This window comes from Sphaerotilus sp. (assembly GCF_041083715.1).
Lineage (GTDB): Bacteria > Pseudomonadota > Gammaproteobacteria > Burkholderiales > Burkholderiaceae_C > Sphaerotilus.
The window spans coordinates 1-6449 of sequence record NZ_JBFPGY010000308.1; the positions used below are offsets into that span (position 1 = coordinate 1).

The 6449-nt window shown below is 66.7% G+C and carries 5 protein-coding genes; all 5 read right to left on the reverse strand.

The window, feature by feature from the left end:
• On the reverse strand, positions 1-1085 hold a 1085-nt coding region (locus tag AB3X43_RS14345; RefSeq protein WP_369430540.1), incomplete at its 3' end, for an acetyl-CoA carboxylase biotin carboxylase subunit.
• A gap of 23 nt (positions 1086-1108) precedes the next feature.
• A complete protein-coding gene (locus AB3X43_RS14350; protein ID WP_369430541.1) occupies positions 1109-2641 on the reverse strand; it encodes an acyl-CoA carboxylase subunit beta in 1533 nt (510 codons plus the stop codon).
• A 63-nt stretch (positions 2642-2704) separates the two neighbouring features.
• Positions 2705-3763: a methylmalonyl Co-A mutase-associated GTPase MeaB gene (meaB, locus tag AB3X43_RS14355; protein ID WP_369430542.1), complete on the reverse strand. Its 1059-nt coding sequence runs from the start codon at positions 3761-3763 to the stop codon at positions 2705-2707.
• Between the two features lie 31 nt (positions 3764-3794).
• Complete coding sequence (locus AB3X43_RS14360) at positions 3795-4274, reverse strand: GNAT family N-acetyltransferase (protein ID WP_369430543.1); 480 nt, start codon at positions 4272-4274, stop codon at positions 3795-3797.
• Between the two features lie 27 nt (positions 4275-4301).
• The coding region (gene scpA, locus AB3X43_RS14365; protein WP_369430544.1) for a methylmalonyl-CoA mutase at positions 4302-6449 on the reverse strand (2148 nt) is incomplete at its 5' end.

The window sequence follows — 6449 nt, forward strand, 5'->3', positions numbered from 1 at the left end:
GCCGGCGGCGCGTAACGCACCAGGCGACCGGTCGAGGGCAGGAAGCTGCGGAACGGGTCTTCCGCGTTGATGCGGCACTCGATCGCCCAGCCTTCGCGCTTGATGTCGGCCTGCGTGAACGCGAGCTTCTCGCCCGCGGCGACGCGGATCATCTGCTCGACCAGGTCCAGCCCGGTGATGCACTCGGTCACCGGGTGCTCCACCTGCAGGCGGGTGTTCATCTCCAGGAAGTAGAAGTCCTGGTCCTTGCCGACCACGAACTCGACCGTGCCGGCCGACTGGTAGTTCACCGCCTTGGCCAGCGCCACGGCCTGCTCGCCCATCGCCTTGCGGGTGGCGTCGCTGATGAAGGGCGACGGCGCCTCTTCGATGACCTTCTGGTGGCGGCGCTGGATCGAGCACTCGCGCTCGTTCAGGTACAGCACGTTGCCGTGGCTGTCGCCGAGCACCTGGATCTCGATGTGGCGCGGCTCCAGCACGTACTTCTCGATGAAGACACGGTCGTCGCCGAAGCTGTTGCGCGCTTCGTTGCGGCACGAGCTGAAGCCTTCGAAGGCTTCCTTGTCGTTGAACGCGACGCGCAGGCCCTTGCCGCCGCCGCCCGCCGACGCCTTGATCATCACCGGGTAGCCGATGCCCTTGGCGATCTCGACCGCCTGCTCGGGCGTGTCGATGGCGTTGTTGTAGCCGGGGATGGTGTTGACCCGGGCTTCCAGCGCCAGCTTCTTCGAGGCGATCTTGTCGCCCATGGCCGCGATGGAGTAGTGCTTCGGGCCGATGAAGGCGATGCCCTCCTCTTCGAGGCGCTGCGCGAACGCGGCGTTCTCGGACAGGAAGCCGTAGCCGGGGTGGACGGCCTGCGCGCCGGTGGCCTTGCACGCGGCGATGATCTTGTCGGCGACCAGGTAGGACTCGCGCGACGGCGCCGGGCCGATCAGCACGGCCTCGTCGGCCAGCTCGACGTGGCGCGCTTCCTTGTCGGCCTCGGAGTAGACCGCGACGGTCTTGATGCCCATCTTGCGGGCGGTCTGGATGACGCGGCAGGCGATTTCGCCGCGGTTGGCGATCAGGATCTTGGTGAACATGTTGTTTTCTCCTTGCCGGCCCATCACAGCGGGATGTTCCCGTGCTTGCGCCACGGGTTGTCCAGCTTCTTGTCCTTGAGCATCACGAGCGAGCGGCAGATGCGCTTGCGGGTCTCGTGCGGCTGGATGACGTCGTCGATGAAGCCGCGTGCGCCGGCCACGAACGGGTTGGCGAAGCGGGCCTTGTACTCGGCTTCCTTGGCGGCCAGCTTGGCCGGATCACCCTTGTCCTCGCGGAAGATGATCTCGACGGCGCCCTTGGCGCCCATCACCGCGATCTCGGCGTTCGGCCACGAGAAGTTCACGTCGCCGCGCAGGTGCTTGGACGACATCACGTCATAGGCACCGCCATAGGCCTTGCGGGTGATGACGGTGACCTTCGGCACGGTGCACTCGGCATAGGCGTAGAGCAGCTTGGCGCCGTGCTTGATGATGCCGCTCCACTCCTGCGAGGTGCCGGGCATGAAGCCGGGCACGTCGACGAAGGTGACCACGGGGATGTTGAACGCATCGCAGAAGCGCACGAAGCGCGCGGCCTTGATGGACGACTTGATGTCCAGGCAGCCGGCCAGCACCTGCGGGTTGTTGGCGACGATGCCGATCGTCTGGCCTTCCATGCGGGCGAAGCCGATGACGATGTTCTTGGCGTAATCGGGCTGGATCTCGAAGAAGTCGCCGTCATCGACGACCTTCAGGATCAGCTCCTTCATGTCGTACGGCTTGTTCGCGTTCTCCGGCACCAGGGTGTCGAGCGAGTAGTCCAGTCGCGCGGCCGGATCACCGCTCGGGCGCACGGGCGGCTTCTCGCGGTTGTTCAGCGGCAGGTAGTTGAAGAAGCGGCGCAGCATCAGCAGCGCCTCCACGTCGTTGTCGAAGGCCACGTCGGCCACACCACTCCTGGTCGTGTGCGTGATCGCGCCGCCCAGTTCCTCGGCCGTGACTTCCTCGTGCGTCACGGTCTTCACGACCTCCGGGCCGGTGACGAACATGTAGGACGAGTCCTTCACCATGAAGATGAAGTCGGTCATCGACGGCGAGTACACCGCGCCCCCCGCGCACGGGCCCATGATCATCGAGATCTGCGGCACCACGCCCGAAGCCATCACGTTGCGCTGGAACACCTCGGCATAGCCGCCCAGGGAGGCCACGCCCTCCTGGATGCGCGCACCACCCGAGTCGTTCAGGCCGATCACCGGGGCGCCGACCTTCATCGCCTGGTCCATCACCTTGCAGATCTTCTCGGCGTGGGCCTCGGAGAGCGCGCCGCCGAAGACGGTGAAGTCCTGGCTGAACGAGAAGGCCAGGCGGCCGTTGATCATGCCGTAGCCGATCACGACGCCGTCACCGGGAATCTTGTTGTCGGCCATGCCGAAGTCGGCACAGCGGTGCTCGACGAACATGTCCCACTCCTCGAAGGTCCCTTCGTCGAACAGGAGTTCGAGCCGCTCGCGGGCGGTCAGCTTGCCCTTGCTGTGCTGGGCGTCGATGCGTTTTTGCCCACCGCCGAGGCGGGCCTTGGCGCGCTTGGCTTCGAGCATCTGTTGGATGTCATGCATGGAGCATCTCCTCGGTGATCAGGTCGGAAATCGGGTCAGGAATCGGGTCGTGCGACAGGGAAATCAGTTCAGCAGGTCAAGCAGGCGGCGTGCGGCGACGGACGCGGCCAGCCGGCCTCCGCGGACCTGTTCGGTGGTGTCGGCGAGCTGGCCGCGCACACCGGGATGGGCCCGGAAACGCGCGCGCAAGCCAGCCTCGATGCGCTCCCACATCCACGCCAGGCTCTGCTGCTGGCGGCGCTGGTCGAGCCGGCCGCTGGCGGCCTGCAGTGCGCGGAAGCGGCTGACCGCGGTCCAGAACTCGTCCAGCCCGGCGCCCTTGAGCGCACTGAGCTGGATCACCTGCGGTTGCCACAGCAGGTCGCCGCCATGGCCGTGCGGATCACCGTGGGTGCCGTGTCCGCCGCCATGGTGCTGGTGCATGCCGAGCAGGCGCAGCGCGCTGGTGATCTGGGCGCGGGCACGGGTGGCGGCGTTGGGGTCGATGTCGGCCTTGTTGATGACGATCAGATCGGCCAGCTCCATCACGCCTTTCTTGATCGCCTGCAGGTCGTCGCCTGCGTTGGGCAGTTGCAGCAGGCAGAACATGTCGGTCATGCCGGACACCGCCGTCTCGCTCTGGCCGACGCCGACCGTCTCGATGATGACCACGTCGTAGCGGGCGGCTTCCGCGATCAGCATCGCCTCGCGCGTCTTCTCGGCCACGCCGCCGAGCGTGCCCGACGACGGGCTGGGGCGGATGTAGGCGTTCGGATGCACGGAGAGCTGCTCCATGCGGGTCTTGTCGCCCAGGATCGAACCACCCGAGACGCTCGACGACGGATCGACGGCCAGCACCGCCACCCGGTGCCCCTGGCCGATGAGGTGGAGCCCGAGGGCCTCGATGAAGGTGGACTTCCCCACGCCCGGCACACCCGAGATGCCCAGCCGGAACGAGTGGCCGGTGTGCGGCAGCAAGGCGTTCAGCAGCGCATCGGCACGCAGGCGGTGGTCCGGCCGGGTCGATTCCAGCAGCGTGATTGCCTTGGCCATCGCGCGCCGCTGCACCGCGGGCTGGTCGCCGACGATGCCAGCGGCCAGCGCCTGCTCGGTGGCCGGCAGGTGGGAGAAGTCTTCAGTCATCGCCGGTTGTGGCCGGTCATGGCCATCATCGTCAATCGGAGTCGCTCGGCGGGTGGGCCGGGCGGCGGAAGTAGAGGTCCCATTCGCCTTCGGCTTCCAGGATGAAGCCGTGGCGCTGGTAGAAACGGGTCGCGTCGGTGTGCTTGAGCGCGGTGACCGACATCGGCATGGCGGCCACATCCGCCTCGGCCAGCACCTGGCGCATCACCCAGGCACCGATGCCTTCGCCCTGCGCGCCGGGGTGGATGTAGAGGTGGTCCAGCAGCAGGTCATGCGGCCGGGGAATCACCACCACGAACCCCACCAGCTCACCATCGCGCAGGATGTGCCGGGTGTGCGCCGGGTTGTAGCCGCGGCTCAGGCGCTCGCGCGCCCGTTGCGGATCGAAATGTCCCAGCCGGGTCAGGCTCTCCCGCATCGCCGCCATCCGCAGCGCCAGCAGCGCCTCGAAATCGCCTTCGCCCGCGGGCGTGAGTTGGAGTCGGGGTGCAGCAGCGGTGGAAGGATTCATGGTGACCGGTGTGTCTGAGGGGGTACCTCAGGCCGCGGACACATGGGCGCGTATCTGCTCCAGAACATCCTTGGCCGAGGCCGGAATCGGCGTGCCGGGACCGTAGATCCCCTTCACGCCGGCGTCGAACAGAACATCGTAATCCTGTTGCGGAATCACGCCGCCGACGAACACGATGATGTCGTCCGCGCCCTGCTTCTTCAGCTCGGCGATGATGGCCGGCACCAGCGTCTTGTGCCCGGCGGCCAGCGTCGACACGCCCACGGCATGCACGTCGTTCTCGATGGCCTGGCGGGCGCACTCTTCCGGCGTCTGGAACAGCGGACCCATGTCCACGTCGAAGCCGAGATCGGCGTAGGCCGTCGCCACCACCTTGGCGCCTCGGTCATGCCCGTCCTGGCCGAGCTTGGCGATCATCACGCGGGGGCGGCGGCCGTAGGTCTCGGCGAAATCGGCGATCTCGGTCTGCAGCTTTTCCCAGCCTTCGGCCGAATCGTAGGCCGCTGCATAGACGCCGGTCACCTTCTGGATATCGGCGCGGTGGCGGCCGTAGACGGCTTCGAGCGCATCGCTGATCTCGCCCACCGTGGCGCGCAGACGCACCGCCTGGATCGCCAGGTCGAGCAGGTTGCCGGTGCCGGCGCGGGCAGCGTCGGTCATCGCGGTCAGCGCGGCCTGCACGGCAGCCGTGTCGCGGGTCGCGCGGATCTGCTGCAGCCGGGCGATCTGGCCGTCGCGCACCATGACGTTGTCCACGTCGAGGATGTCGATCGGGTCTTCCTTGGCGAGCTTGTACTTGTTGACGCCGACGATGACATCCTTGCCGGAGTCGATGCGCGCCTGCTTCTCGGCCGCACTCGCCTCGATCTTCAGCTTGGCCCAGCCGGAGTCCACCGCCTTGGTCATGCCGCCCATCGCCTCGACTTCCTCGATGATGGCCCAGGCCTTGTCGGCCATGTCCTGGGTCAGCGACTCCATCATGTAGGAGCCCGCCCACGGGTCGACCACGCTGGTGATGTGGGTCTCTTCCTGGATGATGAGCTGCGTGTTGCGGGCGATGCGCGAGGAGAACGCCGTCGGCAGCGCGATGGCCTCGTCGAGCGCGTTGGTATGCAGCGACTGCGTGCCGCCGAAGACCGCGGCCATGGCCTCGACCGTCGTGCGCACGATGTTGTTGTACGGGTCCTGCTCGGTCAGCGACCAGCCCGAGGTCTGGCAGTGCGTGCGCAGCATCAGGCTCTTGGGGTTCTTCGCGTCGAAGCCCTTCATGATCCGGCACCACAGCAGACGCGCCGCCCGCATCTTGGCGATCTCCAGATAGAAGTTCATGCCGATCGCCCAGAAGAACGACAGCCGACCGGCAAAGGCGTCCACGTCCATGCCCTTGGCGATGGCGGTCTTGACGTACTCCTTGCCGTCGGCGAGCGTGAAGGCGAGTTCCAGCGCCTGGTTCGCACCCGCTTCCTGCATGTGGTAGCCGCTGATCGAGATCGAGTTGAACTTCGGCATGTGCGCCGCCGTGTACTCGATGATGTCGCCGATGATCTTCATCGACGGCTCGGGCGGGTAGATGTAGGTGTTGCGGACCATGAACTCCTTGAGGATGTCGTTCTGGATGGTCCCCGAGAGCTTGTCCTGCGAGACGCCCTGCTCTTCCGCCGCCACGACGTAGCCCGCCAGCACCGGCAGCACGGCGCCGTTCATCGTCATGGACACGCTCACCTTGTCGAGCGGGATCTCGTTGAAGAGGATCTTCATGTCCTCGACCGAGTCGATCGCCACGCCGGCCTTGCCCACGTCGCCCGTCACACGCGGGTGGTCGGAGTCATAGCCGCGGTGTGTCGCCAGGTCGAACGCGACCGACACGCCCTGCCCGCCGGCAGCCAGCGCCTTGCGGTAGAACGCGTTCGATTCCTCGGCAGTCGAGAAGCCGGCGTACTGGCGGATGGTCCACGGGCGCACCGCGTACATCGTCGCCTGCGGGCCGCGCAGGAAAGGCTCGAAGCCAGGCAGCGTGTTGGTGTACGGCAGGCCCTGGACATCTTCGGCGGTGTAGAGCGGCTTGACGGTGATGCCGTCGGGCGTCACCCAGTCGAGTGCATCGACCTGCCCGCCCGGAGCGGACTTGGCAGCCGCCTTGGCCCATTGAGCGAGCGTGGCAGTCTGGAATTCGGG

Excerpts from the sequence above, each read along its gene's own strand:
- AB3X43_RS14350 (WP_369430541.1), bottom strand. The coding sequence starts at position 2,641 with ATGCATGACATCCAACAGATGCTCGAAGCCAAGCGCGCCAAGGCCCGC.
- meaB (WP_369430542.1), bottom strand. The coding sequence starts at position 3,763 with ATGACTGAAGACTTCTCCCACCTGCCGGCCACCGAGCAGGCGCTGGCC.
- AB3X43_RS14360 (WP_369430543.1), bottom strand. The coding sequence starts at position 4,274 with ATGAATCCTTCCACCGCTGCTGCACCCCGACTCCAACTCACGCCCGCG.